The 26,483-nt window shown below is 68.9% G+C and carries 29 protein-coding genes and 1 pseudogene; 11 read left to right on the top strand and 19 right to left on the bottom strand.

The features are described from left to right. Positions 1-9 precede the first annotated feature (9 nt). From ACNNMR_RS19765 to ACNNMR_RS19785, 5 genes and pseudogenes are all read left to right on the top strand, one after another. Complete coding sequence (locus ACNNMR_RS19765) at positions 10-585, top strand: hypothetical protein (RefSeq protein WP_419995968.1); 576 nt, start codon at positions 10-12, stop codon at positions 583-585. Further along, positions 582-1,178, top strand: coding sequence for a DUF4291 domain-containing protein (locus tag ACNNMR_RS19770; RefSeq protein WP_419995969.1), 597 nt, complete (start codon positions 582-584; stop codon positions 1,176-1,178). The genes ACNNMR_RS19765 and ACNNMR_RS19770 overlap by 4 nt, the downstream gene beginning before the upstream one ends. A gap of 46 nt (positions 1,179-1,224) precedes the next feature. Continuing rightward, positions 1,225-1,674 carry an SUKH-3 domain-containing protein gene (locus tag ACNNMR_RS19775; protein WP_420000413.1) on the top strand — a complete coding sequence of 150 codons (450 nt, stop codon included), beginning with the start codon at positions 1,225-1,227 and terminating at the stop codon, positions 1,672-1,674. A gap of 98 nt (positions 1,675-1,772) precedes the next feature. Then, positions 1,773-2,015 carry a hypothetical protein gene (locus ACNNMR_RS19780; RefSeq protein ID WP_419995970.1) on the top strand — a complete coding sequence of 81 codons (243 nt, stop codon included), beginning with the start codon at positions 1,773-1,775 and terminating at the stop codon, positions 2,013-2,015. Beyond that, a pseudogene (locus tag ACNNMR_RS19785) lies at positions 1,999-2,693 on the top strand (ATP-binding domain-containing protein); the annotation flags it as partial. The gene ACNNMR_RS19780 and the pseudogene ACNNMR_RS19785, both read left to right, overlap by 17 nt. A gap of 4 nt (positions 2,694-2,697) precedes the next feature. Here the strand turns inward: ACNNMR_RS19785 and ACNNMR_RS19790 are convergent. The 11 genes from ACNNMR_RS19790 to ACNNMR_RS19840 form a co-directional block, all read right to left on the bottom strand. Then, entirely contained in the window at positions 2,698-3,702 is a 1,005-nt protein-coding gene (locus ACNNMR_RS19790) for a hypothetical protein (protein WP_419995971.1), read from the bottom strand. Next, entirely contained in the window at positions 3,684-4,328 is a 645-nt protein-coding gene (locus ACNNMR_RS19795) for a hypothetical protein (protein WP_419995972.1), read from the bottom strand. Before ACNNMR_RS19795 ends, ACNNMR_RS19790 begins: the two co-directional genes overlap by 19 nt. Positions 4,329-4,530: 202 nt before the next feature. Beyond that, positions 4,531-6,027, bottom strand: a complete 1,497-nt coding sequence (locus tag ACNNMR_RS19800) for an FGGY-family carbohydrate kinase (protein ID WP_419995973.1) — start codon at positions 6,025-6,027, stop codon at positions 4,531-4,533. A 6-nt stretch (positions 6,028-6,033) separates the two neighbouring features. Continuing rightward, positions 6,034-7,041, bottom strand: a complete 1,008-nt coding sequence (locus tag ACNNMR_RS19805; protein ID WP_419995974.1) for a substrate-binding domain-containing protein — start codon at positions 7,039-7,041, stop codon at positions 6,034-6,036. Further along, positions 7,038-8,144, bottom strand: a complete 1,107-nt coding sequence (locus tag ACNNMR_RS19810) for an ABC transporter permease (protein WP_419995975.1) — start codon at positions 8,142-8,144, stop codon at positions 7,038-7,040. Before ACNNMR_RS19810 ends, ACNNMR_RS19805 begins: the two co-directional genes overlap by 4 nt. Further along, a complete protein-coding gene (locus tag ACNNMR_RS19815; protein ID WP_419995976.1) occupies positions 8,141-9,718 on the bottom strand; it encodes a sugar ABC transporter ATP-binding protein in 1,578 nt (525 codons plus the stop codon). The genes ACNNMR_RS19810 and ACNNMR_RS19815 overlap by 4 nt, the downstream gene beginning before the upstream one ends. Positions 9,719-9,897: 179 nt before the next feature. After that, entirely contained in the window at positions 9,898-11,316 is a 1,419-nt protein-coding gene (locus ACNNMR_RS19820) for an L-fucose/L-arabinose isomerase family protein (RefSeq protein ID WP_419995977.1), read from the bottom strand. A 28-nt stretch (positions 11,317-11,344) separates the two neighbouring features. Continuing rightward, positions 11,345-12,187, bottom strand: a complete 843-nt coding sequence (locus ACNNMR_RS19825) for a carbohydrate ABC transporter permease (protein ID WP_419995978.1) — start codon at positions 12,185-12,187, stop codon at positions 11,345-11,347. Then, positions 12,174-13,136 (bottom strand): carbohydrate ABC transporter permease, encoded by a 963-nt coding sequence (locus tag ACNNMR_RS19830; RefSeq protein ID WP_419995979.1) that lies wholly within the window; start codon positions 13,134-13,136, stop codon positions 12,174-12,176. Before ACNNMR_RS19830 ends, ACNNMR_RS19825 begins: the two co-directional genes overlap by 14 nt. Then, positions 13,133-14,518 (bottom strand): ABC transporter substrate-binding protein, encoded by a 1,386-nt coding sequence (locus ACNNMR_RS19835; protein ID WP_419995980.1) that lies wholly within the window; start codon positions 14,516-14,518, stop codon positions 13,133-13,135. Before ACNNMR_RS19835 ends, ACNNMR_RS19830 begins: the two co-directional genes overlap by 4 nt. 40 nt (positions 14,519-14,558) lie before the next feature. After that, positions 14,559-15,662 carry a glycoside hydrolase family 172 protein gene (locus tag ACNNMR_RS19840; RefSeq protein WP_419995981.1) on the bottom strand — a complete coding sequence of 368 codons (1,104 nt, stop codon included), beginning with the start codon at positions 15,660-15,662 and terminating at the stop codon, positions 14,559-14,561. 301 nt (positions 15,663-15,963) lie between these two features. On the opposite strand from ACNNMR_RS19840, the gene ACNNMR_RS19845 reads away from it, so the two are divergent. Continuing rightward, complete coding sequence (locus ACNNMR_RS19845) at positions 15,964-16,992, top strand: LacI family DNA-binding transcriptional regulator (protein WP_419995982.1); 1,029 nt, start codon at positions 15,964-15,966, stop codon at positions 16,990-16,992. Here the strand turns inward: ACNNMR_RS19845 and ACNNMR_RS19850 are convergent. Genes ACNNMR_RS19850 through ACNNMR_RS19860 form a run of 3 tightly spaced genes read right to left on the bottom strand, consistent with a single transcriptional unit; the run spans position 16,989 to position 17,883 of the window. After that, positions 16,989-17,189 (bottom strand): hypothetical protein, encoded by a 201-nt coding sequence (locus ACNNMR_RS19850; RefSeq protein WP_419995983.1) that lies wholly within the window; start codon positions 17,187-17,189, stop codon positions 16,989-16,991. The two genes, ACNNMR_RS19845 and ACNNMR_RS19850, sit on opposite strands and share 4 nt — an antisense overlap. After that, positions 17,186-17,503: a helix-turn-helix domain-containing protein gene (locus ACNNMR_RS19855; RefSeq protein WP_419995984.1), complete on the bottom strand. Its 318-nt coding sequence runs from the start codon at positions 17,501-17,503 to the stop codon at positions 17,186-17,188. Before ACNNMR_RS19855 ends, ACNNMR_RS19850 begins: the two co-directional genes overlap by 4 nt. After that, positions 17,500-17,883, bottom strand: coding sequence for a type II toxin-antitoxin system RelE/ParE family toxin (locus ACNNMR_RS19860; RefSeq protein ID WP_419995985.1), 384 nt, complete (start codon positions 17,881-17,883; stop codon positions 17,500-17,502). The genes ACNNMR_RS19855 and ACNNMR_RS19860 overlap by 4 nt, the downstream gene beginning before the upstream one ends. Before the next feature lie 164 nt (positions 17,884-18,047). Between ACNNMR_RS19860 and ACNNMR_RS19865 the strand changes: the two genes are divergently transcribed. Both ACNNMR_RS19865 and ACNNMR_RS19870 read left to right on the top strand, forming a co-directional pair. Then, positions 18,048-18,530 (top strand): nucleoside deaminase, encoded by a 483-nt coding sequence (locus ACNNMR_RS19865; protein ID WP_420000414.1) that lies wholly within the window; start codon positions 18,048-18,050, stop codon positions 18,528-18,530. Between the two features lie 85 nt (positions 18,531-18,615). Continuing rightward, complete coding sequence (locus ACNNMR_RS19870) at positions 18,616-19,866, top strand: Cmx/CmrA family chloramphenicol efflux MFS transporter (protein WP_419995986.1); 1,251 nt, start codon at positions 18,616-18,618, stop codon at positions 19,864-19,866. Between the two features lie 191 nt (positions 19,867-20,057). Here the strand turns inward: ACNNMR_RS19870 and ACNNMR_RS19875 are convergent, their stop codons facing one another. Beyond that, the gene (locus tag ACNNMR_RS19875) at positions 20,058-20,801 is read right to left on the bottom strand and encodes an ABC transporter permease (protein ID WP_419995987.1); all 744 of its coding nucleotides are present in this window, start codon (positions 20,799-20,801) and stop codon (positions 20,058-20,060) included. After that, a complete protein-coding gene (locus tag ACNNMR_RS19880; protein WP_419995988.1) occupies positions 20,794-21,792 on the bottom strand; it encodes an ATP-binding cassette domain-containing protein in 999 nt (332 codons plus the stop codon). The genes ACNNMR_RS19875 and ACNNMR_RS19880 overlap by 8 nt, the downstream gene beginning before the upstream one ends. 83 nt (positions 21,793-21,875) lie before the next feature. Between ACNNMR_RS19880 and ACNNMR_RS19885 the strand changes: the two genes are divergently transcribed. Continuing rightward, entirely contained in the window at positions 21,876-22,631 is a 756-nt protein-coding gene (locus ACNNMR_RS19885) for a TetR/AcrR family transcriptional regulator (protein ID WP_419995989.1), read from the top strand. Between the two features lie 817 nt (positions 22,632-23,448). On the opposite strand, the gene ACNNMR_RS19890 is transcribed toward ACNNMR_RS19885, so the two are convergent. Continuing rightward, positions 23,449-24,072, bottom strand: a complete 624-nt coding sequence (locus tag ACNNMR_RS19890; RefSeq protein WP_419995990.1) for a hypothetical protein — start codon at positions 24,070-24,072, stop codon at positions 23,449-23,451. A 36-nt stretch (positions 24,073-24,108) separates the two neighbouring features. Between ACNNMR_RS19890 and ACNNMR_RS19895 the strand changes: the two genes are divergently transcribed. Further along, complete coding sequence (locus ACNNMR_RS19895) at positions 24,109-24,804, top strand: copper homeostasis protein CutC (RefSeq protein WP_419995991.1); 696 nt, start codon at positions 24,109-24,111, stop codon at positions 24,802-24,804. A gap of 17 nt (positions 24,805-24,821) precedes the next feature. Here the strand turns inward: ACNNMR_RS19895 and ACNNMR_RS19900 are convergent, their stop codons facing one another. Together ACNNMR_RS19900 and ACNNMR_RS19905 are read right to left on the bottom strand one after the other, a co-directional pair. Beyond that, positions 24,822-25,085 (bottom strand): DUF4031 domain-containing protein, encoded by a 264-nt coding sequence (locus tag ACNNMR_RS19900; protein ID WP_419995992.1) that lies wholly within the window; start codon positions 25,083-25,085, stop codon positions 24,822-24,824. Next, positions 25,082-25,456 (bottom strand): hypothetical protein, encoded by a 375-nt coding sequence (locus ACNNMR_RS19905; protein ID WP_420000415.1) that lies wholly within the window; start codon positions 25,454-25,456, stop codon positions 25,082-25,084. Before ACNNMR_RS19905 ends, ACNNMR_RS19900 begins: the two co-directional genes overlap by 4 nt. 55 nt (positions 25,457-25,511) lie before the next feature. Here ACNNMR_RS19905 and ACNNMR_RS19910 point away from each other — a divergent pair, with 55 nt between their 5' ends. Beyond that, positions 25,512-26,468 carry a MurR/RpiR family transcriptional regulator gene (locus ACNNMR_RS19910; RefSeq protein ID WP_419995993.1) on the top strand — a complete coding sequence of 319 codons (957 nt, stop codon included), beginning with the start codon at positions 25,512-25,514 and terminating at the stop codon, positions 26,466-26,468. Positions 26,469-26,483 lie beyond the last annotated feature (15 nt).

Raw genomic sequence — 26,483 nt, forward strand, 5'->3', positions numbered from 1 at the left:
GAATAAGAAATGTTTCATGAGGTTCAGGACATCATCGCAGAACGACGCCGGCTCCACGCCCGTCCGGCTGTCGACCAGGTGCCCCCGGTACTGGGCACCTTCATCGTGCAGGTCGACACCAACCCTGCCGTGTACGGCGCCAGGGCGAGGAGTGTCCTGGATGCCGCATACAAGATCGCCGAAACGACAGATTTCGATGAGAGCCCACTACCGACGACTGGGATCCCATCCTGGTTCGCGCAGGTCAGCCAGGACGGCTCTGAGGCCGTCCCACCTTTTGCCGCACAAGGTCGCGATGTCTACCTCAGGGATCACGGCGACGCCGTCTGGAGCTTGCAGGGCTGGCTCTACCAGTTCGAGCCCGAAGAGTCCGCGCGAGGCTGGGCGTGGTGGGACATGACGCAGACTTCCGCTGACCAGGTGTGCGTCTGGGTTGACACCTGGGGTGAATCATTCATCGGGAGTCAGGATATTCGCTGGCTATTGTGCACGGCTGGTGCGCGTTCGGTTTCCGAGTATGCCCTGGTGAAATCCGATGGCTGGCTGGACCAGTCGACCATTCCGTCGGAACAGGCACCCAGTTGAGCCGCGAGATCAGGGCCCAGTACACCCAGGACTCGGTCGTCGTCTACCAGGCATACCCGGCCGAGATCGCGGACCCCGCGCTCCGTGCAGGCACGTTCGTACCGCCGTTCCGAATGGGCAGGATGACCTGGATCAAACCATCTTTCCTGTGGATGATGTATCGATCCGGTTGGGCAACGAAGGTAAACCAAGAGCGCATCCTCGCCATCACCATTACACGACAAGGATTCGAATGGGCCCTTGCGCACTCTTGCTTGAGCAGCTTCGATTCTTCGGTATACGCGAGCCGGGACGAATGGCAGTCGCTCCTTAAACAGAGCCCAGTACGTATCCAATGGGATCCGGAGCGAGACATCCACTTGGAGCCGCAACCCAACAGGGCCATTCAAATCGGCCTCAGTGGCGAAGCTGTGGATAAATACGTTGGCGAGTGGATCGTATCCATCGAGGATGTCACTTCCCTCGCGTACCGAGTCCATGATGCGGAAACGCACGGCCAAGTGGATCTGGCAATGCAGATGTTGCCGGTCGAGACAGCGTATCCGGTGAGCGAATCCCTTCGCGGGAAGCTCGGCGCTGGACATACTGGCTAGAACCGAGCAGTGCATGGCCGACAGGACTACTGGGCGATATTCCATGATGCAAAAGAGTGGACCCGGGCAGAGATGGTCGGCAGAGACCGAGCGACGGCTACGTGAGATGGGCTGGTACCCGGGACGATCGGTGCCCACAGCGGAGTGGCAACGCGCACTGCAGGAACACGATGAGTTTGAGATCAATCCTGCCGCGCAGCATTTCTTGGAGGAATTCGGCGGGCTAAGCGTGACGCTGGTACTCACAGACAGCATCAAGCCAATTCGGTCCGAGGTCAGTATAGACCCCACGCTGGCCCAATGGGATCAGGAAATCTTCGATACGCTGAGCAGGCAAGCGGGAGCCGCACTTTACCCACTGGGGATGATCTACAACCGTAATTCCTATCTTGGCATGACGCCGACCGGCAGCGTATACGAAGGAATGGACGAGGCGCATCTTCTGGCGGAGACCGGCGACCAGGCGCTTGAGAAAATCCTGGACAGGAATCCATAAGCGGAGCCTTGGGTGATTACGCCGGGTGGTAGCCCAGAGATGATCAGTCGACTGGACGCCTGGAACGCGGCGTCCTGTGAGCACTCCGAGGAGCGGAAATGCAGATCGAACTGAGTGATGACGAGGCGCTTGTGCTGTCCGACTGGCTGGATCGGGTGATGCACCGCAAGGAGTTCAGCGACGTCGTCGACGACCGGGCGGTCTGGTCGCCGCTGCTGACGATCAGCGGCACTCTGGAGACCAAGTTGGCGGCGATCTTCAGCGCTTCTTACGGGGATGAGCTGGAGGCTGCTCGTGGGCGGCTCATCGCCGGGCTGGGGGACTTCGGGGCTGAGTCCTGAGGGGTTCGTACAGCGGATAAGCAAGGAGCGCTCGGTGGCCCGTAACGCCGCCGTGAAAGCCGCGGTCAAGGCGTGCTGGCCGGCCGTCGACCCGGCAAAGCTGGTGCTGCGGCTGCTGTCGGACGCGGACTTTCTGGCCGCGCAGGCGGACGGGATCCTCACCCCCGAGGAGCAGAAGCTGCTGCTCTGGCAGAAGCCGGCCCGGAGCGTGAAGTCGGCGAAGTGGTCGGCCGCGGACGCCGTCCTGATCGACGAGGCCACGGACCTCGTCCAGCGGACGCCGTCCCTCGGTCACGTCGTCCTCGACGAGGCGCAGGACCTGTCGCCGATGCAGTACCGCGCGGTGGGGCGGCGCTGGAGAAGGAGGGCTCGATCGGCCTGATCGCGGCGGACGCGCGGCTGCCGGCCATCGCGAAGGCCTTGGAGTCGGCGGGCCTCCCGTACCTCTCCCCCGGGGAGGAGACCACGCAGGACTCGCGCCTCACCCTGGTCCCGGCGTCGCTGGCGAAGGGCCTGGAGTACGACTACGTCGTCCTGGACGACCCGTCGGCGATCGTGGACGGCGAGCCGGACGAGCGGACGGGCCTGCGGCGGCTGTACGTGTGCCTGACGCGAGCGGTGTCGGGACTCGCGGTGGTGCACGCGGCGGCGCTGCCGGAGCAGCTGGCCGCCGCGTAGGTCCTCACCGCGTGACGGTCTGGACTTCCTTCACCGTGACGTCCTGCTCGTAGACGGAGACGCCGTTCGGCAGCTCCGGCGCCGCCTCGGCCGGCCCGTCCGGACCGTCCGTCTGGTTCCAGGTGACCTTCCAGACGAGCTGCGCGGACAGCGGGTACGTGCCGCCGCGGGAGGAGCGCTGGTAGGTCACATTGCAGTCCTCGTTCGCGGAGTTGACCTTGTACCCGCCGTCGCCCTTGTCCAGCTTGTACGTGCAGGTGCGCGGCGCGGCGCTGTCCGTACCGGCGTCGATCTTCAGCTGGTACGGCTCCGCGACCGTGGTGGCGGCGATGTGCACATTGGCGTCGTCGTTGTCGAGCGTCGCCGTCGCCCAGGCCCGGTCGAGGTTCTTGCCGAACTTCACCTGCGTCTCGAGGTTGACCTTCTGCTTGTCGCCGCTCGGGCTCAGCTCGACGGGCGGCTTGGGCAGCTTGATCTGCTTGTACGCGAGGCCGGCGAGGATCTCCGGGTCGACGACGTCCGCCGGCGGGTCAGGGTCGCCCTCCGGCACCCAGACCCACAGCTCGCCGATCTCGCATGAGCGCGGCGACATCACGGGCGTGCGCTCGTACCAGTAGCCCTTCTCGCCCTTGTGCGCGGCGGTCTCCTGCTTGCGCCGCTCCAGCACCTCGCCGTTGACCCCGGACATCGGGTCCTCGTGCAGCTTCTCGTTGTGCTCGTCGAGGGTCTTGTTGGTGTACTTGGGCTCGAACCAGCACGGCGGTGGGGACCAGTCGACCTTGGCGGAGGTCATGGGTGTGCCGCTGCTGCCGGTGTCGCTGACCTCGTACTTGATCTGCGTGCTGACCGTGTCGCCGCCGCTGTCCGGGGTCGGGGTGGAGTCCGCGGTGCCGTCCCTGTCGCCCGTATCGGCCGCGGCCGGGCCGGCCGTCACCAGGCCGAGCCCACTGGTCAGGAGCAGCGCCGCGGCCACGGCCGCCGTACCCCGCGTCAGGCCTTCTGCTGGCATTCCTTGCTCCCCCGGGATCCCTGGGCCTCGACGACCCGCCAGTGTCCGTCACCCGACTTCTCGAGCACCACTCGCCGGTCCACGAAGCTCTTCAGGCTCGGCTTGTTGCGCTCGACCTTGCCGCTCTTGACGATCTTGTCGAAGAACTTGCTCTGGTCCTCGCAGAACGCGACCGTGGCCCGCTTGCCCTTCAGGGACGTGACCTCGCGGAAGTAGAAGCGATCGCTGCCGGTGACGGTGGCTCCGTCCTTTTTGTACGCCTTGAAGCTGGCCTCGTACTGGGCGGCCGCCTGGCCGGTCCAGAACCGCTTGAAGTTGGCCGTCGGCTCGGCCTTGGCGAAGGACTCCTGGGAGGCCATCAGCGCATACTCGTGGTCCTTGAGGACCGCGTCCTTCGCCTTGTCGCCCGTCTCGTCCGCCGAGACCTCGACCTTCACGTCCGACGGGAGATCGAATTCCGGCGCCCCGGGCGCCACCGACTCGCTCTTCGACGGAGTGGAGGACTTACCGGCACCCTTGATCTCGCCGGACGCCTTGCCATCGCCACCGTCGTCACCACCACAGCCGGCCAGCAGCAGACCAGCGGCAGCAGCCACCGCGGCCACCGTTGCGATACGCCCCATCATGGTGCGAAAAGTCCCTCCGTCGTGTTCCGGAGGCGCGCTCGCACGCAACCCCCGTCGTGCCCGAACGACGGTACCGGAGTGACCTGACGGGGTCGATGCGGACTGAGTAACCACAGGGTCACAGACCTGCACGCCCGTGAGACGCAGGAGCACCCGCGACGCCGACCTCCCCTGGTAGCGCCGCGGGTGCGGTCCCTGCGGGTCAGCCGGCGTCCGCGTGCTGGCGTGCCGCCAGCGCGTGCGCGGCCTTACGCGTCGCCGGGTAGAGGCCCAGGTACAGGTCGTACAGCTCCTCGTAGACCTTCCCGCGCGCCGGGTCCGGCTCGACCACCGACTCCACCGGATTCCACGATCCGATGTCGCCCGGACGAGCGATCCCCGCGCCCACCGCCGCCAGGAAGGTGTCGCCGTATGCCGCCCCGATCGTGTGGCGCGGGATCTCCTGTGGCTTGCCGGTGACGTCCGAGACGATCTGTGTCCACAGCTCGCGCGCGCCGCCGCCGACCGCGATCAGCCGGCGCACGTCGCCGCCCGCCGAGGTCATCGCCGCCAGGTTGTGCCGTACGCCGAAAGCCGTGCCCTCCAGCGCCGCGCGATACAGGTGTCCCCGGCCGTGCCGCAGCGTCAGCCCGTGCACCAGCCCTCGCGCGTCCGGGTCGAAGATCGGGGAGCGTTCGCCCGCGAAGTACGGGAGCATCAGCAAGCCCTCGGCGCCCGGGGGCACTTGCGCCGCCTCCGCCACCAGCGTGCCGTAGTCGGAGCCCGTCAGGTCCCGCAGCCAGCCCGTCACCGCACCCGACGTCGCCATGCCGCCGGCCAGGCAGTACGTGCCCGAGAAGGCGCCCGCCGTGCCCCACAGCTTCTTGCTCGCCACCGGCGCACCCACGAAGTTGACCAGGAACATCGTCGTGCCGTACATCAGCATCAGATCGCCCGGCGCCATCGCGCCGACCGCCGTCGCCTCCGCCCACGCGTCGACCGTGCCCGCCACCACCGGCGTGCCCGCCGGGATGCCGGTCAGCTCGGCCGCGTCCGACGTCACCTCGCCGACGACGTCCGACGGCCACACCAGCTCCGGCCACTCGAGCCCCGGGGCGATCTCCTCGCGCCAGTCCTCGATCCAGGCGTTGCGCCGCAGGTCGTACAGCGGCGTGCACTGCGACGCCGAGTGGTGGTCCAGCACGTAAGCGCCCGTGAGGCGGTACGCCAGCCACGAACTCGCCATGTACCACCGGCGCGTACGCCCGTACACCTCCGGCTCCGTCTCCCGCAGCCACTCCAGCTTCGGGCCGATCGCCTGGCTGGTCAGCGTCGAGCCGCAGCGCCGCATGATCGCGTCCTCGCCGTAGCGCGCCGTCTGGGCGGCGATCTGGTCGCCCGCCCTCGTATCGACGCCGTAGAGGATCGCCGGCCGCAGCGGCTCCCCCGCCGCGTCCACCGGCAGCAGACACGGGCCGATGCCGCTGATGCCGACCGCGGCGACGGTCTCGCCCGCCGCCGCGGCCGCCGCCGTCAACTCCCGGGCCAGGGCCAGGAAGTCCGCCCACCAGACGTCCTCAGCGGAATGCTCCACCCAGCCGGGCCGCGGCGTGGAGGTGGCATGTTCGCGTACGGACTGGGTGACGAGCGTGCCGTCGGGGCGGGTGAGGACGCCCTTCGACGAGGACGTCCCGATGTCGATGCCCAGGAGAAGACTCATACGGCGTTACCCGACCTTCTGGCTCATGTCGTACTGCTTGTAGACGTCCTCGGCGTTGTCCTTGGTGATCTCCACCGTGTCGAGGGTCTGCTTCTTCTGCACCTTCTTCCCGGCCGCCAGCTCGGACGCCGTCTTCGCGGCCTCCTCTGCGCCGGTCGGGTAGAGGTAGGTGCCGATCAGCTTGCCCTGCTGGACCGCGCGGATGCCGCCGTCGGGGATCGCGAGGCCGTCGATCCCGATGAACTTGATGTCCTTGCCCTTCGCCCCCGCGCCCGCCGCCGCCGACTGGGCGCCGATCGCCATCGGGTCGTTGTGCGCGTACACAAGGTCGATCTTCGTCCCGCGCGCCAGCCACTGCTGCATGATCTTCGTGCCCTCGGGCTGCAGCCACTTGCCCTCGCGCTGCTCGACGACCTTGATGTCGTCGTGGCCCTTCAGGGCGTCCATGAAGCCCTGGTGGCGCTGCTTCTGCGGGTCGGTGGAGAGCAGGCCGCGGATCTCGCCGATGCTGCCGCCGTCGGGGAGCGCCTTGACCGCGGCCTCGCCGGCCTTCTTGCCGATCTCGTAGTTGTCGCCGCCGATGAAGGAGCTGTAGCACTTCGTCTTGACGTCGCGGTCGAGGATGATGACCGGGATCTTGGCCTGGCAGGCCTGCTCGACGGCCGGGGTGAGCGGGTCGGGCTCGTTGGGCGAGACGATCAGGACGTCGACCTTCTGCGTGATGAAGTTCTGCACCTGGCTGACCTGCCGGGCGTTGTCCTGCTTGGCGTCGGCGATGGGCAGCAGCTTGAGGTTGTCGTACTTCTTCGCGAAGTACTCCAGCTGCTTGTTGAGCTGGGCGCGGTACGGCTCGGCGTTGTTGGCCTGTGAGTAGCCGACCGTGAAGACCTTCTTGTTCTTGTCGCCCGCGTCGGAGGCGTCCTCGGTCTTGGAGGCACAGCCGGCGGCGAGGGCGAGCGCGGCGGTCGCGGCCGTGCCTGCCGCGAGGACTCTCTTTGTACGGAACGTACTCATGCGGGTGTCTCCTTACGGGCCGGAGTGAGGCGGTTCTTGATGCTGCGCAGCAGGTCCGGGCGCTGGAGGACGACCGCGATGACCACGATCAGGCCCTTGATGACCAACTGCCAGTTGTCGCTGACGGCGTTGAGGCCGAGGACGTTGTCGAGGAGCGTGAGGATCAGGGCGCCGACGAAGGTGCCGATGATGGTGCCCTTGCCGCCCGCCAGTGAGGCGCCGCCGATGACGGCCGCGGCGATGGCGTCGAGCTCGTACGTATTGCCGGCCTGCGGGTCGGCGGAGACGGAGTACGCGGCGTCGATGGGCCCCGCAAAGCCCGCCAGCATCCCGGAGAGCGTGAAGACGGCGATGATGACGAGCGTGACGTTGATGCCGGACAGGCGGGCCGCCGTCGGGTTGCCGCCGACCGCGTAGATGTGCCGCCCGAAGGTCGTACGGGACAGGATCAGGTGGAAGACGATGCAGACGCCGACGAAGGCGAGGACGGGGTAGTAGATGCCGTCGGGGCCGAGGATGCCGACGCCGACGTTGTGCCCTGGTGTACCGAGGGACTGGAACTGCTCTGCGTTCTCGGTGAGTTTGCCGTCGGGGCCTGAGACCGTCGTCCCGACCGACTGGTTGTCCGACATCTGTCTGTCCAGGCCGCGGGCGATCGACAGCATCGCCAGCGTCATGACGAATGACTGAATTTTCAGTACGGACGTGCCGATGCCGTTGACCAGCCCGAATGCCGCGCCGATCAGCATGCACAGCGGCACGATCTGCCACACCGGCATGTCGTGGTCGGCGAGCATCATCGCCGACGCCATCGACGCGAAGCCCATCAGCGAGCCGACGGACAGGTCAATGCCGGCGGTGAGGATCACCAGCGTGACGCCGACGGCGAGGATGCCGCGGGAGGCGAAGGCGCCGATGGCGTTGGTGAGGTTGGTCTGGTCGAGGAAGGTGTCGCCCTTGGTGGCGATGCCGATGGCGACGATGAGGATGAGGCCGATATAGCTCTGCAGCGAGCCGAGCCAGGGCAGGATCCTTTTGGCGCGGGTGAGGGTGCCGGCCCCGTTGCCGCCGTCTTTCGCCAGGTCGGGGAGGGTCTCGGTCATGTGTCGTTCCCATGGGTTCCGTTGACGGTGACGGTTTCGCGTTCCATTGCCGCGGTGAGGATGGCTTCCTGCTCGGCCTGCGGTCCGCGGGCCGGATCCCGGTGGAACTCACCGGTCAGCCGCCCCTCGCAGAGCACCAGCACCCGATCGCACATCCCGATCAGCTCGGGCAGCTCGGATGAGACCGCGACGATGGCGGTCCCCTGCGCGGCCAGCTCGTCCATGAGCGCGTGGATCTCGGCCTTCGCGCCGACGTCGATGCCGCGGGTCGGCTCGTCCATGAGGAGCACGGACGGCTTGGTGAGCAGGCACTTGGCGAGGACGACCTTCTGCTGGTTGCCGCCGGAGAGGTTCCCGACGTTCGCCTCGAGGCTGGGTGTCTTCACCTTCAGCGACTCGACCTGCTCGGCTACGGCGATGCGCTCGCGCCGCTTGTTCACGGTCCGCCAGGGGTTGCGGTAGCGGGAGAGCGCGGCGAGGGAGCCGTTGAAGCGGACGGTGTTGGCGAGGACGAGACTCTGCGCCTTCCGGTCCTCGGCGACGAGCGCGAGGCCGCGGCGGATCGCGTATCCGGGGGTACGGGGCCGGTACGGCTCGCCGTCGACGCTGATCTCCCCGTACGCCCGCGGCCCGTAATGCCCGAAGAGCGCCTGGAGGACTTCGCTGCGGCCCGCGCCCATCAGCCCGGCGAGGCCGACGATCTCGCCGGCGCGGACGGTGAGGTCGATGCCGCGGAGGGAGGGGCCGCCGTCGGGGTCGGCGTAGGTGAGGCCTTTCGCCTCCAGCCGCACCTCGCCGCCGCTGTGCTGGCCCGGCCGCCGCGGGAAGAGCTCGCCCAGCGGGCGGCCGACCATCAGCTGGATCAGTTCGGCGCGGGTGGTCTCGGCCATGGCCCGGTGTCCGACGTACGCCCCGTCCCGTAGCACGGTGACGGTGTCGGCGATCTCCTCCAGCTCTTCGAGCCGGTGCGAGATGTAGACGACGCCGACGCCCTGGGAGGTGAGGTCGCGGATGACGGTGAAGAGACGGCGTACTTCAGCGTCGGCGAGGGCGGAGGTCGGCTCGTCCATGACAAGCAGCTTCACGTTGAGGTTGAGCGCCTTGGCGACCTCGATGAGCTGCTGCTCGGCGATGCGGCAGTCTTTGACTAGACGGCGGGGCGGGGTGTCGAGGCCGAGCCCGGCGAGGAGCTCGCGGGCGCGGCGGTCCATGGCCTTGCGGTCTACGGTGCCGCGCGGGGTTTTGGGCTCGCGCCCCAGGAAGATGTTCTCGGCTACGGAGAGCTCGGGGACCAGGTAGAGCTCCTGGTGGATCATCCCGATCCCGTGGCGCTGGGCGTCCTTGGGTGAGTGGATACGGGCTGGGGTGCCGTCGCGCTCGATGACCCCTTCGTAGTCGGTGTGCACGCCGGCGAGGACGTTCATGAGCGTGGACTTGCCGGCCCCGTTCTCGCCGAGCAGGGCGACGACTTCGCCGGCGTGCACGGTGAGATGCACGCCTTTGAGCGCGCGTACGCCGGGGAAGGACTTGGCGATGTCGCGCATCGCGAGCAGCGGTGGCGCTTCGCTTGGCATGGTCGTTGTCCTTGCGTTTGGTCTCGTGGGCCGCGCTGTCGCGCGGTGTCCTCAATCGCCGGACGGGCTTGATTTGGCTCGGCTCGCGCCGAGCTTGATGCGGCCCGGCTCGCGCCGGACGGGCTATCAAGCCCGTCCGGCGCTTGAGGACGAGCGCGCAGCGCGATAAACGCCGAATCTCAAGCCGCGTCGCCGAAGCCGTCGTACCGGATCCCCAACTGCGCGCACACATTCCGCAGATCCGCGACATAGTCGCCGGGCACGGCGTGAATGTGGTTGCTGCCGAACTTCGACAGGAACTCCTCGGCAGAGGCGTTGAGCCGCGCGAAGGCATGCGGCCACTCCCACGTGGAGGCGCGCATCATCCGCTCATTCGTCTCGGAGTCGTACGTCTCCAGCGACCCGCGCATCACATGCATCCGGTACTCCCCGCTCTCCCGCGTCAGCCGCGCGAAGGTGAGGTCGCCGGGCGCCGCAAGGTGCTGGACGCTCGCCCCGCCCGCCGGGAAGTAGAAGACCTCCGGATAGAAGTTCACCTTGCCGAGGTTCTCGGCAGGGTCATCGGACCTGGCCGCGTACCACGTCGCATGCTGCCCGCTGTTGCACAGATCCCAGACGTCCTTGTCCTGGTGGTAATGCCGGATGTCGGCGAAGAGCACCGGCTTCCCGCTCAGCAGCTTGAAGATCTGCATCGTCAGCGCGCCGTCCATGTCGGCCTCCGTCGAGGTCACATGGGTCTCCTTCGGCCCCTCCCAGTCGTACGGGTCGTTGAGGAAGGCCTCGGCGACATCCATCGTCGCGAAGTTCGCCGTCAGCTCCGGCTGGCCCTTGATCCCGGAGAAGTCCAGATTCCACTCCGCGATGAGCTCCTTCATCGCGTAGTACGAGCGGATCTGCCGCTCCAGCAGCTCAGGCGTGAGCCGGTCGCCGTCGTAGTGCACGCCGGCGGCGTACTTCTCCAGCCACAGCCGACCCTGCTTCACCAGCGACGCGTCGGCGTTCTCGGAGCGCCGGACGATCTCCCACTGGTCGATCTCCTCGACGTCGACGCCGAAGGTCTTCATCCACTGGTCGGTGTTGGCGGTGGCCGTGTACATCCCCATCGGGCGCCCGCCGATCCGCCCGAAGGTGGAGCCGCGCAGGCCCTGAACGGCGGCCCCGGCCCGTACATTCGAGAGGATCCGCGCCTTGGTGTCCGGGTCGTTCAGATCGCCCCAGGCGCGGGCGTGGACGCGGCCTATCTGGTCGAGGCCGCCGGCGCCGGCGAGCATGCCGACCATGCCGGGGTACTGCGGGTCGATGTTGGAGACCATCAGGATCGGGCCCGGCGTGGCCTCGGCCGCGAGCATGGTGAAGTGCGGGAAGGTCCACACCGAGTGGTGGAAGATCGTCAGATCCACGTGCTGGTCGGCGAGGAAGCGGGCCTGCGAGGTCGCGAGCACGTTGGACTCCACGTGCTCGGGCGCGATGATCACCTCATGCCCGGCCTCGGCCAGCATCCCGGCCAGCTCCTGGCCGGCGCGGGTGACGTGCTCGCGGACATCGCGCTGCACGTAGTCGCGGCCGTCGGAGATGGAGAGCAGACCGATGCGTGCCATGTTTCATTCCTCCAGGGGAGAGAGGGTGTTACTTGATGCCGGACGTCTTGATGGATTCGACGATCTGGCGTTGGAAGGTGACGAAGATGGCGATCATGGGGATCGCGGCGATCATGGTGCCGGCGAGGATGTAGTTGTAGTTCGACGAGGTCTGCGAGGCGAAGGACGCGAGCGCCGTCTGAATCACCTGGAGATCTGGGTCGGTCGCGACGACCAGTGGCCAGACAAAGGCATTCCAGTTGGCCAGGAAGAAGAAGATCGCGAGCGCCGAGAGGACCGGCCGGGACATCGGCAGCACAATGTTCCAGTAGACCCGCCAGTGGCCGCAGCCATCGACGATCGCCGCCTCCTCCAGCTCCCTCGGGAAGCCGAGGTAGAACTGGCGGAGCAGGAAGATGCCGAAGGCGTTGAAGATGGCCGGGATGATCAGACCCGCATAGCTGTTCAGGATGCCCAGTTCGCGTACGACCATGAACAGCGGGATCAGCACGACGGGTGCGGTGATGAGCAGCGTCGCGAAGATCAGGCTGAAGATCTTCTCCCGGCCGGGGAATTTCAGCCGGGCGAGCGCGTACGCCGCCATCGAGTGGAAGAACAGCGCGATCACCGTGATCAGCGCGGATACGATAAAGCTGTTCCACAGGTAGCGGCCGAAATCCACCTCGGTGAAGACGAAGACGAAGTTGTCCCAGGTGAAGTCCGTGGGAATCAGCTTGCCGTCATTCACCGTGGCCCGCGTCTTGAACGACGAGGAGATCATCCACAGGAACGGGAAGAGCGTTATCACCGACATGAGGATCGCGAGGGCGATGAGGCCGCCGCGGCCCGCGCGGTATTTGCGTATCGCGGTCACATTCTCACTGGCCGCCATCGTCGAACCTCCCGCTGTTCGTGACCTTGAAGATCAGCCCGGCGAAAAGGACCATGATCAGCACGAGGAACGAACCCATGGCCGACGCGTAGCCGTACTCACCGAATCCGAAGGCCTGCGTGTAGATGTAGTAGATGGCCAGCGACGTCCCGTTCGCCGGACCGCCCTGCGTCATGGTGAAGATCAGGTCCAGGCCGCCGGTGATGGCGGCCACGGTGGACATGATCAGCACGAAGAAGCTGGTGGGCTTGAGCAGCGGCCAGGTGATGGACCGGAACTGCATCCACGGGCCGGCGCCGTCGATCTTCGCGGCCTCGTAGTACTCGTTCGGGATTTCCTGGAGCCCCGCCAGGAAAATGATCATGTAGTAGCCCATCATGACCCAGACCATGATCCCGATCACGGTCATCAGGGCCAGCCCCGGCTTTCCCAGCCACGCCTCGCCGTCCATGCCGACCGTGCGCAGCGTCTTGTTCACCACGCCCAGTTGCTCGTCGAGCATGAATTTCCAGAGCAGGCCGACGACGGCAAGACTGATCATGTACGGCATGAAGAGCGCCGTGCGGTAGAAGCCGGTGCCGGGCAGCTTCTGCTTCATCAGCAGCCCGAGGCCGAGGCTCACGCAGAACAGCACGGGGACGAGGGTCACCACGTAAATGCCGGTGATCCGCATGGATTCCCAGAACATCGGGTCCTGGAACATCCGCTCGTAGTTGGCGAGTCCGACCCATTCGTACGTACCGAACCCACTGACCTGGAACAGGCTCAGCACGACCGAGAGCACCATCGGAATGCCGACGAAGACCAGCAGCCCGAGCCCGTCGGGGAGGATGAACAGTGCGGCGGCCAGCCATTCGCGGTGCTTGCGGCTGAGGCCTTTCCTGGCCGGCTGCGCAGGTGTGGCGGCCTGGGAATCAGCCGTACGGCCCGGTGCGGCGACGCTGGTCATATCAGACTCGCCCCCTTGTAGCTCTTCATGTACGCCTCGAGCGACTGGGCCGCCCGTTCCACTTCGCTGTCCACGCCCTTGCCGGCGAGCATCGTGCCCTGAATGGCATCGGAGACGGCCTTGTAGACCACCGGCGGATAGCGCGGCTCGGCCCGGGCGCCGGGGGCGATCTCGTCCTTGAACTTCTTCATGGCCCAGGAGTCGTAGCCGCCCTTTTGCGTGGCCCGGTCGAGGACGGTCTTCCGCGGGGCGACGTCGGACTTCACGCCGGTGCACCACTTGACCATCCGGTCGATGCACTTGTCGTCCATCTTCCCGAGCGCCCAGGCGCAGAACTCGGCCGCCTGCTCGGGGTTGTTGCCCTTGGCGTTGGCGCAGAACGACCAGCCACCCAGGGCCGTCGTGTACTTGCCGCCGGGAGGAATGGGCAGCTTGAAGAACCCGTACTTGTACTTCGGGGCGTACGCCTTGAAAGACGACACATTCCAGATGCCGTGCATCCACATGCCGACGTTCCCGCCCTTGAAGGCGCTGATGACATCGCCCGCCGCCGGGTTGTTCCGCGGGGCGATGCCGTGCCGTACCGCGTCCTGCCACAGCGCAAGCGCCTGCCGGGCGGCCTTGGAGTCGAAGGCGGCGTTGCCGTCACCGTCGATGACATTGCCGCCGCCCTGCCACAGCCACGGGTACCAGGTGAAGTTCTGGTAGTAGCCGGGGTCGGTCTCGAAGGCCAGCCCCGCACGCGTCTTGGTGGTCAGCTTGTCGCCGATGTCGAGCAACTCGTCCCATGTCTTGGGGATATCGCCCTCGGACAAGCCCGCCTTCTCCCAGCCGGCCTCGTCGAAGAAGATCGCCAGCGGCTCGACCTCCATCGGGAGCGCGTAGACCTTGCCGTCGACCATGCGGCTGTTGAGGTTGTCGCCGTAGTCCTCGATGACGCCCTTGTCCAGGTGCGGGGTGAGGTCCTGCAGCACGCCGCCGTTGTGGTAGCGGAGGAAGTCGCCGGGGCTCAGCAGCCAGATGTCGGGGCCGTTGCCGGCGGCGAAGGACGACGGCAGCTTGTAGCCGGCGTTGTACTCCTGGCCCGGGACGAAGATCAGCTCGATCTTCACCTCGTGGGTGTCGTTCCACTCCTTGACCAGGTCGGTGACCCACTTCGCCTGCGCGTTGACCGCCGGGTCCGGCGACTTCTGCGGCGCGTAGAAGTTCCAGAAGGTCAGCTTCTTGCCACTCGCATTCGCCGACCCGCCGCAGCCGCTGAGCAGCGGGACCGCCGCGGCCGCCGCCGCCACCCCCGCCGCTCCCCCGATGAAGCGGCGGCGGCTCGGCGGCGACGACGCGGCGGCGACACCGACGCCGGCGCCCTTGCCGTGCTGGAGCATTGCCTTGCTCCCGTCTCTGTGTAGTGAAGGTGAGTTGGTGTCACATGTGCGTATCGGCCTCAAGATCCAGCAGCCCCGGCGTGGCCGGGAGGGAGGCGCCGCTGGACGGCCGGTCCAGATAGAAGAGCGAGGTCGACGCGATGTCGTCGTGGTTGATCCGGTAGCGGTGCTGCAGGCCGTTGCCCTGGCCGCGGCCGATGCCGAGGCACTGGACGGTGACCTTCAGGTCCTCGGCGAAGCGGATCGGGTCGACGACGTGCCAGCGGTACATCCCGAAACGCTGCTGGGAGTCGTAGAGGCCGTCCGGCTTGAGCACCTGGTTCATGCCGAGATACGGGGTCGTAAACGCGGTGTAGCCCTGCCCGGGCACGTCGAAGTTCCAGGCCCCGCCGAAGTAGTCCTCAGTCCCCGTACCGCAGATGGTCGGCCACTCGTCGTCGCCGTCGAGGAAGAACTTGAGCTCGCCCTCGCCCCACCAGCCGGGGCTGTTGACGGCCCACGCGAAGTACGTGCCGACGTACTGCCCGGCGCCCTCGACCCCGTCCACAAGGGTGTGGATACCGTCCGCGACGGGGTTGCTGCGCCGCCACTGGGCGTGGAAGTACGAGGCGTCGTCGGCGACTTCGCCGAGTTCGTAGTCGACCTGGTAGTACAGCGTCATCTGCTCGGCGGCGAGGTTTTCGAGCGTGATCCTGGCCTTGCGCCGGAAGGGCATCGGCCAGTAGCAGTTGAAGCCGCCGTTGGGGTTGGCCGCGACCGGGATGGACGACACCTGGCTGAAGCGATTCCAGCCGTTGCAGAAGAAGTCGCCGAGCGGCACCTCGACCGCCGGCGTCTCCTCGCCCTCCCAGTAGAAGCGCAGCAGGGTCTGCCGCCAGGCGGCGTGCGGGGCCGTCGTGCACCAGATGTGCTTGATGGTGCCGGGCCCGTCGATGGCCGCGAGCTCCACCGTCTCGCCCGCCGCGATGTCGATGCTGGGCGAGACCTTCCAGCCGCGGCCGAGCCGGCTCGCCGCCTGCGCGCCGGTGCCCTCCGTCGCCATTCCGCCCGCGCCCTTGGCACCGGTGAAGTTTTCTGCGCTGATGGAGCGGGTCACCGCGCTGCTGCGGCGGGCGAGGTCGTCGAGGCCGAAGGTGGTGCTCATACGCCGGGTCTCCTGAAATCGATTTCTTTACGCAGCCGACAAGGCTCTGCCTAGGAAGTACGTGAGGTGGAGCGGGGTACCTGGGGCGGGAATCCCCCTGCGAGGCGGCCCCTCGGAGGATCCCTTGAAATCCATTTCACGTGAACGTAAAGTTCAGGCCAGACGGTGTCAAGGGGTCGGGATGGCCCGCCGCATGACCCGCCCCGCCTGCCCCGCCGCCGCGAGGTTCGGCGGAGAATGGGCGGACGACACCCAGCGCGCGGTCACCCGCGCCTGATGGAGGGGTTCGGGTACGGAAACCGTGACGACGATCAACGATGTGGCCCGCGCGGCCGGGGTCTCCCCTGCGACGGTCTCCCGTGTCTTCAACGGCGGCCGGGTCACCGCGGAGCGCGCGGAGCGCGTCCGTAAAACCGCGGCCGAAATGGGCTTCGCCCCGAACCGGGTGGCCCGCTCCCTGCGCAAGCAGCGGGCGAGCGTCATAGGACTGATCATCCCGGACATCGAGAACCCGTTCTTCACGTCGCTCGCCCGCGGGGTCGAGGACGCGGCGCAGCAGACCAACCTGTCGGTGGTGCTGTGCAATTCCGACGAGGACGTCGACAAGGAGCGCCGCTACCTGGAGATCGCGGCGGCCGAGCAGATGGCGGGCGTCATCGTCGCGGCCGCGTCCCGCAACCGCACCGACCTGTCACTGATGGCGAACCGGAAGATGCCGGTGGTCGCGGTGGACCGCCGCCCGCGCGGCGCGTCGGTGGACGCGGTCATGGTCGACAACCAGCACGGCGGCGAGGAGGCGACGGCGCATCTGCTGCGCAGCGGCTACCGCCGTATCGCCTGCATCGCCGGCCCCGAGGGCGCGTCTACGTCGGAGGAGCGGCTGGCCGGCTACCGCTCGGTGATGCGCGACCACCTCCGCGAGGAGGGCGTGGGCGGCGAGCCGCCGCGCGAGTACGTACGCCACGGCGACTTCCGGGTCGAGGGCGGCCGTACGGCGATGGCGGAGCTGCTGGCGCTGCCGGAGCCGCCGGACGCGGTCTTCGTCGCGAACAACCTGATGACGGTGGGTGCACTGCAGGCCCTGCGGGAGGCGGGGGTGGAGCCCCCGGCCTTCGGCGTCCTGTCCTTCGGCGACGTCCCCTGGGCATCCCTGGTCCGCCCACCCCTGTCGACGGTCCAGCTCCCGTCGTACGACCTGGGCTGGACGGCCGCGGGCCTGCTCCAGGACCGGATCGCGGGCACGGACAGGCCGCTCCAGACGGTGGTCCTGCGGACGGCACTGCAGGTCAGGGAGTCGACTTCGGGGCCGGGGCAGCGGTCGGCGCTCTAGCTGTTCTCCGCGCGCGTCGCGGCCATTTCGTCAGCGTGGGCACACCGGATTCCCAGCATGCGTCCCACCTCCTCGTGCGACATGCCGTCACCGGGCGTCCCCGCCGCCTGGCGCCGTGCGTACTCCGCGATAGCGAGGGCGTCCTCCAGATCCTCGTGGGTCCGGGTGACGACGATGACGGTGCCCTCGGCCCTCACGCCACGACCACCCGGATGCCGTTGAACTCAGCAACGATCTCCAGTTTGCCGCCAAGTGCGGCTACGTAAGCAGCGATGGTTCCGACCTCCGCGGACGTGGTCTTGCCTCGCTCGATGGCGGATACGCGCTCCTGGCGGACATGCATGCGCGAAGCGACATCGCTCTGTGTGAGCCCCAGCTGCTTGCGCATCTCCGCCAGCCGGTGCGCGCGGGCCTCCGCCACCATGCGCTGAGCGGCCGCCTTCACCGCCTGGAGATCCTCTTCATCGAAGACCTCGGACTTGACCTCGTCCCATGAGTGAAAGGCCGTCATTGCAGGTCCTCCTTCTGCCGCCGCTCGAGCTCTTCCAGCCACTCCGCGTAACGCGACTCTGCCAGAGGGATTGCCCGGCGGTACCAAGCGCTCCATTCACCTGACTTGTCGCCCGCCACAAGCAGCACCACGCTGCGCGCCGGGTCGAACGCGAACAGAATGCGGATCTCACTGCTCCCGCTCGAACCAGGTCTCAGTTCTTTGAGGTTGTGCACGGCAGCGCCTCTGATCCGATCGACCAGGGGGCGCCCCAGGTCAGGCCCTTCCTCGACAAGCGCCTGCACCGCTCCGCCCACAAGCCGAGCCGTGCTGCGGTCCGTCCTCCGAAGAGCATGGAGCCAGGCGCGAACCTCTCCTGCCATTTCAAGGTGCCAGACCATGACACCCCACCCTGCAGTACTTAGCCATTCTAGAACACTTACGTACTGAAGGCCAGAGCGGCGCGTAATCGGTCGTCCTCCCTCGAAAGGGCGACGATGGTGGCGCATGCCGTTGACGGTGCCGCCGGGGATAACCTCACGGCATGCCGGACAGCGCTCACTCGATGCCCCTCGCTCCCACCGACATCCACCACCTCCGCCGCTGCGTCGCGCTTGCGCGGGAAGCGCTTGACGATGGGGACGAGCCGTTTGGGTCGGTGCTCGTCGACGCGCAGGGGGAGGTCCGCTTCAGCGATCGCAATCGCGTCAAGGGCGGGGATGCCACTCGCCACCCCGAGTTCGAGATCGCCCGGTGGGCCGCCGCGCATCTCGCGCCGGAGGAGCGGCGGGAGAGTGTCGTGTATACGTCCGGGGAGCACTGTCCGATGTGCAGTGCCGCGCATGGCTGGGTCGGGCTCGGGCGGATTGTGTACGCGGCGAGCACCGAGCAGCTCGTCGGGTGGCTGAGCGAGTGGGGCATCGCCCCCGGCCCCGTCGCGCCGCTGCCCGTCCAGGACGTCGCGCCGGGCATCGAGACCGCAGGCCCCTGCCCCGAGCTCACCGACGAGATCCGCGGGCTGCACGCGCGACTGCACGGCAGGGAATGATCGGCGGGGATCGGCCGGGAATGATCGGCCGGGGGGTGCTTGTTCCTCTGACATGCCCGACTCCGCCGCCGCGCCTGACTCAGCCATGCCCGCAAACGCGACCCTGTCCGCGAAGCGCACCCTCCCCGTCGCCGTCTACGTCCTCGGCCTCGCCGTCTTCGCGCTCGGCACGTCCGAGTTCATGCTCTCCGGCCTGCTGCCGCCGATCGCGGACGACCTCGGGGTGTCCATCCCGGACGCCGGGCTGCTGATCTCCGCCTTCGCGATCGGCATGGTGGTCGGGGCGCCGCTGCTGGCGGCCGGGACGATACGGCTGCCGCGGCGTACGACCCTCATCGGGCTGCTGATCATCTTCGCGGCCGGGCATGTGGTCGGCGCCGTGGCCACCTCGTACGGCGTGCTCTTCGCCACCCGCGTCATCAGCGCCCTCGCCTGCGCCGGCTTCTGGGCCGTGGGCGCGGCGGTGGCGATCTCCATGGTCCCGTTCGACGCCCGCGCCCGCGCGATGGGCATCATCGTCGGCGGCCTGAGCGTCGCCAACGTGGCCGGCGTCCCCGGCGGCGCCTTCCTCGGCCAGCACCTCGGCTGGCGGTCGGCGTTCTGGGCGGTGACCGTGATGACGCTGGTCGCGCTGGTCGGCGTGGTCACGCTCGTACCGAAGACGGACCGGAAGCCCGGCGAGGAGCCGCCCCGGCTCAAGGCCGAGCTCCGCGTCTACCGCGACCCGCAGGTGTGGCTGGCGATGGGCACGGTGGCGCTCTTCGCGGCCGCCGTCTTCTCCTTCTTCTCCTACCTCGCGCCGCTGCTGGAGGACGTCTCCGGGCTGAGCGAGGGCTGGGTGCCGATGGTGCTCGCGCTCTTCGGCGTCGGCGCCTTCATCGGTACGACGATCGGCGGCCGGGTCGCGGACGACCACCTCTTCGGGACGCTGTACACGGGCCTGTCGGCGACGGTCGTGGTGCTGATCCTGGCCACCTTCCTAGCGGACTACCCGGCGGCGATGGTGATCCTCTCCGGCCTCCTCGGCCTCGCCGCCTTCACCACCGCCCCCGCCCTCAACGCCCGCGTCTTCAACATCGCCAACGGCGCCCCGACCCTGGCGGGCGCAACGGCGACGTCCTCCTTCAACGTCGGCAACACGGTCGGCCCGTGGCTCGGCGGCCTGGTGATCAACGCGGGCCTCGGCTACCGCGCCACGGCCTGGACGGGCGCGGTGCTCGCTGCGCTCGCGGTGGCCGCGGTGGCGATGGCGTCGCGCACGGCACGGAGCGAAACGCGCCTGGTGGCGCGGTCGGAGCCGGCAGCGGAGGCCGCCGCGGCGACGGTGCGCGACTGAGCCTCACTGCTGCGGCTTTCCGGAGGGCTCGGTCACCACGCGGTGCGCGACGCGCCAGCCGTCGGAGCCGCGACGGATGCTGTGGACGACGTCGGGCGATTTCTGGGTCAGCACGATGTTGGTGATCCTCGACCGAGATCGTCGCCCGGTCGTCGGGACTGCCGCGCGTGCACAGGACGGCCGCACCCGCTCTACCCCGTCCGCCGCCGGAACAGCACCCCTGCCCCCGCCACCGCCACCGCCGTGATCCCCGCGCACCACGCCACCGCCAGCCACGGATCACCCCCCACCGACCGATCCAGCAACAGCCCACGCATCGACTCGATCACCGGCGTCAGCGGCTGGTGCTCGGCGAAGCCGCGCAGCCAGGACGGCATGGTGTCGATCGGCACGAAGCCGCTGGACGGATACGGCAGAAAGGCGATGAAGAAGGTGAAACCGCCGGCCGCCTCCGGCGACTTCGCCACCAGCCCCACCGCCGCCGACAGCCACGACAGCGCGACGATGTAGCAGACCAGCACCCCGATCGCCACGAGCCACCCGGCCGCCGACGCCCGCGGCCGGAAGCCGATCGCCATCGCCACACCGAACACCACCGTCGTGGCGGCGAGATTACGGGCCAGCGACGCCGCGACATGCCCGGCGAGGACCGACCTGCCGCTGACGTCCATGGCCCGGAAGCGGTCGATGATCCCACTCTCCATGTCGTGGGCGACGCTCATGGCGGTGTTCCCGGCACCGAAGCCCGCGCACAGCACCAGCACACCAGGCACCACGTACTGCACGTACTCCCCACCGGTCTCGATCGCCCCACCGAAGAAATAGACGAAGACGAGCATCAGCATCATCGGCATCACCAGCGCGGTGATGAGCGCGTCGGGCGTGCGGGCGCTGAGCCGGACGGACCGCCCGGTCATGGTCAGGGCGTCAGACATGGACGGGCTCCTTGTCGGTGAGAGCGAGGAAGACGTCATCGAGGCTCGCCTCGTGGACCGCGAAACGCTCGACGAGGCGGCGGTCGGGGTCGACGGCGTCGAGCAGTTCGCGCACGCGCTCCGCCCGTCCGCTGGTCGCCACCCCGAGCCGCAGCTCGTCCGGCTCGCGGCGTACGACCAGATCCCCCAGCAGCCGCTCCACCTCCTCATACGCCGCCCGCCCGGCACACGTCAGATCCAGCCGCTCCCCCGACACCCGCCGCTTCAGCTCCGCGGCGGTCCCCTCGGCGACGAGCACCCCGCCGTCGATGAGCGCGATCCGGTCGGCCAGCCGATCGGCCTCCTCCAGATACTGGGTGGTGAGGAAGACCGTCACACCGGCCTGCGCCAGCCCCGCCACCAGCTCCCACACCTCCTGCCGGCTGCGCGGGTCGAGCCCGGTGGTCGGCTCATCGAGGAAGATCACAGCAGGCTCCCCGACCAGCGAGGCGGCGAGGTCGAGACGGCGGCGCATGCCACCGGAGTACGTCCCCACGCGCCGGCCCCCGGCGTCGGAGAGCCGGAAGCGGGCCAGCAGTTCGTCGGCGCGGGTCCGGGCGGCGGCGCGGGAGAGCCCTGCGAGGCGGCCCATCATGCGCAGGTTCTCGGCGCCGGTGAGCTCCTCGTCCAGCGCGGCGTACTGCCCGGTGACACTGATCGCCCGGCGCACCGCCGACCGCTCGCCGACGACATCGCGCCCGCCGATACGGGCCGTACCGGCATCGGCGTCGAGGAGCGTGGCGAGGATGCGGACGGTGGTGGTCTTCCCGGCGCCGTTCGGCCCGAGCAGAGCGAAGACGGTGCCCGGCGCGACGGAGAGGTCGATACCGCGCAGGACGGCGACGTCCCCGTAGGCCTTGTTGAGGCCACTGGCCTCGATGGCAGGTGTGGGCGTGGGTTTGACTGTCGATGTCGATGTCGATGTCGATGTCGATGTGGGTGTGGGTGTCATGAGCGACGGACCCCCTTCTGCGTATGCCATACGCGCTACTGCGTAGAGCATACACGGTACTGCGTATGCCATAAACTGTCGCCATGGAGAGCGATCCCCCCGCCCCCTTCCCCGCCAGCCTCGAAGTCGTCTGGGGCCTGCGCGACCGGCCGCACAAGGGCCCCAAGCGCGGCCTCACCCTCGACGGCATCGTCACGGCGGCGATCGCGGTGGCCGATGCCGAAGGCATCGAAGCGGTGTCCATGAGCCGGGTGGCCAAGGAGCTCGGCGCCTCGACGATGGCGCTGTATCGCTACGTGGCGACCAAGGACGAGCTCGTCGTGCTGATGGTGGACGCCGCGATCGGCCCGCCCCTGCCGCTGCCGGACGGCGCCACCGGCTGGCGGGCGGGGCTTGAACACTGGGCGACGGCGATGCGCGAGTCGCTGCTCACACACCTGTGGGCGGTCCACCTGGTGGCGGCGCACGGCCCGCCGGTCACGCCGAACCAGCTGGCCTGGCTGGACCAGTCCCTTCAGTCGCTCGCGGACACCCGCCTCGACTACGGCGAAAAGGTCGCGGTCTCCCTGCTGGTCAGCGGCCTGGTGCGGAGCGAGCTGTCACTCGTGGCGCTGATGCAGCAGGACCCGGCCGGCACGGCGCAGCGGCTCGCGGGATACGGCAAGTTCCTCGCCCGCGTGACCGGGGACGGCCGGCTGCCGGCGCTGGGTGCGGCGGTGGCGGCCGGCACCTTCGACGACATGGACGAGGACCTGGCGGGCGAGGCCGAAGAGTTCGACGACTTCGCCTTCGGCCTCCAGCGCGCGCTGGATGGAGTGGCGGCCTACTTGGGGGAGTGAGGGCGTGGTGCGCCTGCGACCGGACCGGAGTTCGGGTGGCTTGGCATCGGATGGTGACGGCCGCGCCGCCGGGTCCGTATCGGAGCGGTGCCGGAAACGGATGGCCTCCTGGAGGAGGAGCGGGGAGGCGGGGGCGCCTTGGGCCTGCCGGGCGGCGGTGGGGCTGGCCGCTTGACCTCTGGCAGCGGCGAGGCGAGGAGATGGCGAGTGAGTCGTCTGGCAGGTGAGGGGGCGTGTCCGTATGGGTGGGGGCGCGCGCTCCCCTTCCGTGCGCTCTTTTTCTTAGGGGTGTGTCGGGCGGCGAGGTACCCAGGTGGCGGGCACGCCCTGGCCGCGCGCCCTTTTCGGTAGGGGTGTGTCGGGCGGCGGGCGGCACGGGGACGGTCTCGCCGCTTCGCCGACAGCGACCCGCCGTCAGCCAGCCCGCCCCCTGGGTACCTCGCCCCCGACACACCCCTAAGAAAAAGAGCGCACACCAACCCCAAACGCGCCCCCTCCAAAGCAAACACGCCCCACCTCCAGCCAAAGCACGCCGCCCTCCAGACCAGGCACGCCGCCTTCCAGGCCCAGGAACGCCCCTCCGACCTCACCCCCGAACCACCGCCCAGCAGACCATCAGGCACGGACCGCTGCCAGCGGCCAAGCAGCCAGCCCCACCGCCGCCCGGCAGGCCCAAGGCGCCCCCGCCTCCCCGCTCCTCCTCCAGGAGGCCATCCGTTTCCGGCACCGCTCCGATACGGACCCGGCGGCGCGGCCGTCACCATCCGATGCCAAGCCACCCGAACCCCACCCCAACCTCACCCGCCCAGCCCCCCACTCATGCCGACGTGAGCAGCCTCAGCTCAGTGGTGAGGTTGTGGCGGGCGCGCTGTTCCCACTCCCGCTGGCCGTACGGCGTGCGGAACAGCCGCGGCAGCGCGAGCAGTTGGCGCAGCACCCCAGCCCGTCCGTCCCGGAAGGCGTCGTCCGGTACGAAGCCGTACTCCTCGCGGACGGCAGCGGCGTAAGCCGCGTACGGCTCGGGCGCCCCCGCGAGCACCGCGAGGTCGGCGTCGCAGAGGACCTCGCCGTTGCGGTCGCCGGGCGCCGGGTCGTGAGTGACGGTCAGCCGTACCAGCCGGGCGACCTCGGCGACGTCGTCCGCGGACAGGCCGGCTTCGGACAGCGAGATCTCGGCCAGGCGCGCGCTGCGCTCCTCGTTCTCGCTGCGGTCCGGCCGGTAGACGGCGTCGTGGAACCAGGCGGCCAGCCGTACGACATCGGCGTCCGCCGCATGCCCCGCCAGCTCGTCGATGCGGTCGAGGACGGCGGTGAGGTGTGCGGTGTCGTGGTAGCGGCGGTGCGGCTCGGCCCAGCGGTCCAGGAGCTTCTGGCCGTACGGGGACGGGAGGCCGAGTGCGCTCCAGCGGGTGAGGAGGGGGGTGTGCGCGGCGTCGCTCATGGACGGCATTCTCCGGGATGTGACATTCTGAGCACCATGTCTAGACCAATTCTGCTCGAAGTCATCGCCCTGGATGCCGCGGACGCGGCCGCCGCGGAGGCCGGCGGCGCCGACCGCCTCGAGCTGGTCAGCGACATGGCCGCGGACGGCCTGACGCCGTCGGTGGCGACCTTCACGGCGGTGCGGGCGGCCGTGAACATTCCGGTACGGGTGATGCTCCGGGCGGAGGACGGCTTTGCGGCGGGGGACGTGTCCGCGCTGACCGCGGCCGCGGAAGAGCTGCGTGCGGCCGGGGCCGACGAGTTCGTGCTGGGTTTCCTGGATGCGGACGGGCACGCCGACGTGGGTGCCGTCACCGAGCTGGCCGCCGCCCTCGACGGCTGCCACTGGACCTTCCACCGCGCGATCGACCGCGCCGCGGACCGCGAGGTGCTGCGCAAGCAGCTGGCGGAACTCCCCGGCCTGGACACGTACTTGACCGCGGGGTCCGCCGCCGGCGTCGCGACCGGCCTCCCGGTTCTGGCGGCAGAAGCGGCCCACCGCGCAGCCGGCGACCCCGGCTACGCTCCCCGCATCCTGGCCGGCGGCGGCCTGGCCCGGGAGCACGTGGCGCCGCTGCGGGCAGCGGGCGTGGACGCCTTCCACATCGGCGGCGCAGTCCGCCCGGACGGGTGGGGCGCGCCGGTGTCGGCGGCAGCGGTACGGGAGTGGCGGCAGCTGGTCGACGCGTGACAGTGCGTGACGGCGCGTCAGCGACGGTCCCTCTTGCGCCTCCGCAGCCCCGCCTCCGTAATCCGCGCCACCAGCTCCTTGCTCCCCACCGCCTGCGCGCCCAGCGCCACCGCATCGTCGTACAGCCGCGACGGCACGTCGTAGTGATCACCGTCGAACCCCCGCCGCGGCACCCCCAGCCGCTCCGCGAAGTCATGCAGCTCGTCGTACGACACATCGCTGACCAGGTGGGACCACATCCGCCCGTGCCCCGGCCAGGAGGGCGGGTCAATGTAGATCACTCAGGGCCCGGCTTGATCATCGGCAGTCGGCCCACCGCCGCCACCGTGGTGCCCGTCGTGCCGCACACCCAGTGCGGATCGGGCCCCATCTCCGGCTCGACGACCAGCGCGTGCGGCCCGCCCTCGTCCGTATCCGCGCATACGGGGCACAGCGGCCAGCGCCCGTACCGCTCCAGAAGCGAATCCTGTACGTCCTGCGCCACCAGCCCGGCCACGAAGGTGACGCCCTCCGGCCACTGCTCGGCCCACCAGCGGCGGTGGCTGACGGAGTCCTCCAGGAGGGAGACGACGTCGGGTCCTGCGATGTCTCCGGACGTAAGATCCGCGAGGACCAGCGCCCTGGCCACGTGCAGCGCCTGCTCGATCTCCATGCCTCCATTGTCCATGGGGTTGACTATGGCACGCACGTGAAAATACCTTTCACTTGTGAGCTACAGCGTGAAGGAAACTTTCACTGCCTCTGCCTCTGGCGGCACCTCCAGCGGCAGCGCCGTCGCGCCGCCCGCCCCTGCCGCCCTCGCGGCCAAGGTGCGCACGGTGGCGCCCTCCATGACCCGCTCCATGCAGCGGGTCGCAGAAGCCGTCGCCGGCGACCCGGCCGGATGTGCCGCGCTCACCGTCACGGGGCTCGCGGAGCGCACGGGCACCAGTGAGGCGACCGTCGTACGGACCGCCAGGCTGCTCGGCTATCCGGGGTACCGGGACCTGCGGCTCGCACTCGCCGCGGCCGCCGCCCAACAGGAGGCGGGGCGGGCCCCCTCCGTCACCGCCGACATCGCCGTCGACGACCCGGTCGCCGACGTGATCGTCAAGCTGGCGAGAGACGAGCAGCAGGCGCTCGCGGACACCGCCGCCGGCATCGACCCGGTGCAGCTGGAGGCCGCCGTCGCGGCCATGGCCGCGGCCCGCCGCATCGATGTGTACGGCATCGGCGCCTCCAACCTCGTCGGCCAGGATCTGGTCCAGAAGCTGCTGCGCATCGGCGCCCTCGCGCACGCCCCCGTCGACCCGCACCTCGCCGTCACCAACGCCGTCCAGCTCCGCGCCGGCGACGTAGCCATCGCCATCACCCACTCGGGCCGCACGGTCGACGTCATCGAGCCGCTGCGCGTCGCCTTCGACCATGGCGCCACCACCATCGCCATCACCGGCCGGCCCGACGGCCCGATCTCGCAGTACGCCGACCACGTGCTGACCACCTCCACCGGCCGGGAGAGCGAGCTGCGGCCCGCGGCCATGTCGTCCCGTACGGGCCAATTGCTCGTGGTGGACTGTCTCTTCATAGGCGTCGCCCAGCGCACTTACGAGACGGCCGCGCCCGCGCTCTCCGCCTCGTACGAGGCCCTGGCCCACCGGCACAGCCCGCGCCCGACGCGCGGCTGAGCCGCCGCGGACCAC

It is taken from the genome of Streptomyces boninensis (assembly GCF_048572725.1).
GTDB classification, from domain to species: domain Bacteria; phylum Actinomycetota; class Actinomycetes; order Streptomycetales; family Streptomycetaceae; genus Streptomyces; species Streptomyces boninensis.

Excerpts from the sequence above, each read along its gene's own strand:
- ACNNMR_RS19765 (WP_419995968.1), top strand. The coding sequence starts at position 10 with ATGTTTCATGAGGTTCAGGACATCATCGCAGAACGACGCCGGCTCCAC.
- ACNNMR_RS19775 (WP_420000413.1), top strand. The coding sequence starts at position 1,225 with ATGCAAAAGAGTGGACCCGGGCAGAGATGGTCGGCAGAGACCGAGCGA.
- ACNNMR_RS19780 (WP_419995970.1), top strand. The coding sequence starts at position 1,773 with ATGCAGATCGAACTGAGTGATGACGAGGCGCTTGTGCTGTCCGACTGG.
- ACNNMR_RS19790 (WP_419995971.1), bottom strand. The coding sequence starts at position 3,702 with ATGCCAGCAGAAGGCCTGACGCGGGGTACGGCGGCCGTGGCCGCGGCG.
- ACNNMR_RS19795 (WP_419995972.1), bottom strand. The coding sequence starts at position 4,328 with ATGATGGGGCGTATCGCAACGGTGGCCGCGGTGGCTGCTGCCGCTGGT.
- ACNNMR_RS19800 (WP_419995973.1), bottom strand. The coding sequence starts at position 6,027 with ATGAGTCTTCTCCTGGGCATCGACATCGGGACGTCCTCGTCGAAGGGC.
- ACNNMR_RS19805 (WP_419995974.1), bottom strand. The coding sequence starts at position 7,041 with ATGAGTACGTTCCGTACAAAGAGAGTCCTCGCGGCAGGCACGGCCGCG.
- ACNNMR_RS19810 (WP_419995975.1), bottom strand. The coding sequence starts at position 8,144 with ATGACCGAGACCCTCCCCGACCTGGCGAAAGACGGCGGCAACGGGGCC.
- ACNNMR_RS19815 (WP_419995976.1), bottom strand. The coding sequence starts at position 9,718 with ATGCCAAGCGAAGCGCCACCGCTGCTCGCGATGCGCGACATCGCCAAG.
- ACNNMR_RS19820 (WP_419995977.1), bottom strand. The coding sequence starts at position 11,316 with ATGGCACGCATCGGTCTGCTCTCCATCTCCGACGGCCGCGACTACGTG.
- ACNNMR_RS19825 (WP_419995978.1), bottom strand. The coding sequence starts at position 12,187 with ATGGCGGCCAGTGAGAATGTGACCGCGATACGCAAATACCGCGCGGGC.
- ACNNMR_RS19830 (WP_419995979.1), bottom strand. The coding sequence starts at position 13,136 with ATGACCAGCGTCGCCGCACCGGGCCGTACGGCTGATTCCCAGGCCGCC.
- ACNNMR_RS19835 (WP_419995980.1), bottom strand. The coding sequence starts at position 14,518 with ATGCTCCAGCACGGCAAGGGCGCCGGCGTCGGTGTCGCCGCCGCGTCG.
- ACNNMR_RS19840 (WP_419995981.1), bottom strand. The coding sequence starts at position 15,662 with ATGAGCACCACCTTCGGCCTCGACGACCTCGCCCGCCGCAGCAGCGCG.
- ACNNMR_RS19855 (WP_419995984.1), bottom strand. The coding sequence starts at position 17,503 with ATGACGGCCTTTCACTCATGGGACGAGGTCAAGTCCGAGGTCTTCGAT.
- ACNNMR_RS19860 (WP_419995985.1), bottom strand. The coding sequence starts at position 17,883 with ATGGTCTGGCACCTTGAAATGGCAGGAGAGGTTCGCGCCTGGCTCCAT.
- ACNNMR_RS19865 (WP_420000414.1), top strand. The coding sequence starts at position 18,048 with ATGCCCCTCGCTCCCACCGACATCCACCACCTCCGCCGCTGCGTCGCG.
- ACNNMR_RS19870 (WP_419995986.1), top strand. The coding sequence starts at position 18,616 with ATGCCCGCAAACGCGACCCTGTCCGCGAAGCGCACCCTCCCCGTCGCC.
- ACNNMR_RS19875 (WP_419995987.1), bottom strand. The coding sequence starts at position 20,801 with ATGTCTGACGCCCTGACCATGACCGGGCGGTCCGTCCGGCTCAGCGCC.
- ACNNMR_RS19880 (WP_419995988.1), bottom strand. The coding sequence starts at position 21,792 with ATGACACCCACACCCACATCGACATCGACATCGACATCGACATCGACA.
- ACNNMR_RS19885 (WP_419995989.1), top strand. The coding sequence starts at position 21,876 with ATGGAGAGCGATCCCCCCGCCCCCTTCCCCGCCAGCCTCGAAGTCGTC.
- ACNNMR_RS19890 (WP_419995990.1), bottom strand. The coding sequence starts at position 24,072 with ATGAGCGACGCCGCGCACACCCCCCTCCTCACCCGCTGGAGCGCACTC.
- ACNNMR_RS19895 (WP_419995991.1), top strand. The coding sequence starts at position 24,109 with ATGTCTAGACCAATTCTGCTCGAAGTCATCGCCCTGGATGCCGCGGAC.
- ACNNMR_RS19905 (WP_420000415.1), bottom strand. The coding sequence starts at position 25,456 with ATGGAGATCGAGCAGGCGCTGCACGTGGCCAGGGCGCTGGTCCTCGCG.